The sequence below is a fragment of the Streptomyces sp. NRRL F-2664 genome, assembly GCF_000719345.1.
Classification (GTDB): domain Bacteria; phylum Actinomycetota; class Actinomycetes; order Streptomycetales; family Streptomycetaceae; genus Streptomyces.
The window spans coordinates 1-2,570 of record NZ_JOFX01000157.1 but is presented as its reverse complement, the minus strand read 5'-3'; the positions used below and the strand labels follow the sequence as shown (position 1 = coordinate 2,570).

Below are 2,570 nucleotides of genomic sequence, written 5' to 3'. Positions count from 1 at the left end.
GGTGTTGCCGCGATCGTTCATCCAGACCACCGCAGCGTCGAGCATGTCCAGAATGGCCGGTGCGTCGGTCAGGCTGCCTGGTCTGATCCGTATGCCATGTGTGGTGTCATTCACGGCGGAAGCTTAGGCACTGTCGGGCGGATCACGTGCGAAGCCATAACCTGATCGCGGTGGTTGCGGGGCGTCGTCCTTCTTTTCGGGACGCGTGGCTCCTTCTTGCGGGCGCCGGCCGCGTGCTGATGGGCCCGGCACGACGTCGAGTCCACACCGACCATGCTCCAGTCGATCCGGTCGGCCAGATCGGCGTCCGCCTGGACGGCACGCAGGATTCTGTCCCACGTGCCGTCCGCCGACCAGCGCCGGTGCCGCTCGTAGACGGTCTTCCAACTGCCGAAACGCTCAGGCAGGTCGCGCCACGGTATGCCGGTCCGCACCCGGAAGAGGATCCCGTTGATCACCGTGCGGTGGTCATTCCATCGGCCGCCGCGTCGCCCTGTCGCAGGCAGGTGCGGCTCCACCCGGACCCACTCCCCATGCGTCAGATCACCCCGCCCCACGCTGAGAGCTACGAGCCAACACGCTGCCAGTCACGTGATCCGCCGGACACTGCCTAGGCCCCAGGCCCGAACCGACCCCGGGAGGCCGTGATGGCCTTAATCTCCCGTCGGCGCCGCTATCCGTCCGACACGACCGTAGCGGAGTGGGCGCTGCTCGAACCGCTGCTGCCTGTTCAGGCCTGTATGACCAAGGCCGGTGGGCGGCCGGAGAAGTGGCACCGCCGGGAGATCATGGATGCGATCCGGTACATCGTCGACAACGGGGTCAAGTGGCGGGCACTGCCGTCCGACTATCCGCCTGGCAGACGGTCTACTACCACTTCGCTCGCTGGATACGGGCCGGGATCGTCGGCTCCATCGGTGACCAGCTCCGCCGCCAGATCCGTACCGGCCAGGGCAGGTGCCCATGGCCGGTCACGCTGATCGTGGACTCGCAGTCCGTCAAGGGCGCCGACACCGTCTCGAAAACCACCCGCGGCTACGACGCGGCGAAGAAGATAAACGGACGCAAGAGACACATCGCGGTGGACACGCGCTCGGCCTGCCCGTGATGATCACGGTGACACCCGCCGACATGACCGACCGCGATGCGGCCCGCGAACTCCTGTGGCGCCTGCGTCTCATGCAGCCCCAGATCACCCAGGTCTGGGCCGACTCCGCCTACGCCGGCCAGCTCATCACCTGGGCCGACGACTTCCTCAAGATGACCCTCAAGACCGTCTCACGGCCCCGCAACGCGAAGGGTTTCGTCGTCCTGCCCCGCCGGTGGAGGGTCGAACGCACCCTGGGCTGGATCATGAAAGGGCGGCGCAACGTCAGAGACTACGAGCGGCTGCCCCAGCACTCCGAAGCCCACCTGACCTGGGCACTCATCACCCTGATGACCCGACGCCTCACCCGCAAAAGCCCTCAGGCCAAGTGGTCCAAGAAAAGCTGACGAACCAAGCGCGGGTTCGAACGCTTCGACCAGACACTCAGGCCTTCGGAGTCTCCTCCAGCCAGGTCAGGTCCGTCACGAGACCCTGCAACTCGTTGACGAGCCGCGTGGCGTGAAACCCGTCTGCGGCAGCATGGTGCACCTGTACTGCCAGAGGGAGCAGAACCCTGCCGTCCCGCTCGGCATAGCGCCCGAGGGTGAAGATCGGCGCGAGGTGGTTCCAGCCGTTGCCACCGATGTTGAGGTTGAACCCGGTGAAAGACGCCCAGGGCAGGCTCGACACGTCGAACACGTTGGCCGGCAGATCCCCCTGCGGGAAGAAGTCGGTGGCGCGACTGTGCTCCACGAGCAAAGGGGATGCGACATCGTGGAACGCTCCGAAGTCAGAGTCGTAGGGAGCCCACGCACAGGCGAACGTCTCGCGTTCCGGGTTGAACACCGTGAACGCCGGATGCACGACAGGCCAGACAGCTGGCTCCTCCTCGGAAGTTAGGCACATCTTGAACTCGTCGTGACGGTTGACGACCGTGGCCAGTGCCCAGACCTGTGCAATGTAGGACTTGCGCTGCGATTGCCGCAGTGCTGCGGTGAACGCGGTGACATCCAGCTCGACCGTCATCGAGTACGTACACGGAACCAGTCGACGGTAGTGTTCGAAGTGCTGCCGACGCGGCCACGTGCCGAGGTCGATCGAGATAGGGGCATCCATCTCTTCATGATGCCATCTGCTGACATTTCACCCGGAAGAGCATGAGGAGAGCATCAGGTTCGGTCAGCGAGCAGTCCGAGCAGGGTTGACGGACCTGCAACGGTCGTCGCGCCTCCGGACCGCTCCGCTGCATCCACGTTGAGCCCGGGGCAGCACTTACGAGGGATCGGGTTCTCAATCAGCCACTCAGAGGGCGTTTAGCCCATATTCGGGGTTCTTTATATGGGTCTGCGCTCTGGTTTGGCTGGGACCACTGAGGCTGGTGTGGGTAGTGGTGCATGAGTCGCGGTTCCGGCGCCGTGTTGGCCTGGCTGCTCCTGTTTCATCCCGAGGCGCCGGGTTGTGCGCCGTGCGCTTCGGGCGCCGG

Annotated in this window: 1 protein-coding gene and 3 pseudogenes; 1 reads left to right on the top strand and 3 read right to left on the bottom strand. The window is 65.1% G+C overall.

Annotated elements, in window-relative coordinates; all coding sequences use genetic code 11:
* Both IF89_RS43800 and IF89_RS0134925 read right to left on the bottom strand, forming a co-directional pair.
* Positions 1-114: pseudogene (locus IF89_RS43800) on the bottom strand (GNAT family N-acetyltransferase); the annotation flags it as partial.
* Positions 115-167: 53 nt separating this feature from the next.
* Positions 168-557, bottom strand: a pseudogene (locus IF89_RS0134925) (IS5 family transposase); the annotation flags it as partial.
* A gap of 90 nt (positions 558-647) precedes the next feature.
* Between IF89_RS0134925 and IF89_RS45455 the strand changes: the two are divergent.
* Positions 648-1,494 (top strand): annotated as a pseudogene (locus tag IF89_RS45455) (IS5 family transposase).
* 37 nt (positions 1,495-1,531) lie between these two features.
* Here IF89_RS45455 and catA read toward each other — a convergent pair.
* Positions 1,532-2,203, bottom strand: a complete 672-nt coding sequence (gene catA, locus IF89_RS0134915; protein WP_030776941.1) for a type A chloramphenicol O-acetyltransferase — start codon at positions 2,201-2,203, stop codon at positions 1,532-1,534.
* Positions 2,204-2,570: the final 367 nt, after the last annotated feature.

Bases quoted from the DNA above. Each gene is read 5' to 3' on its own strand.
- catA (WP_030776941.1), bottom strand. From the start codon at position 2,203: ATGGATGCCCCTATCTCGATCGACCTCGGCACGTGGCCGCGTCGGCAG.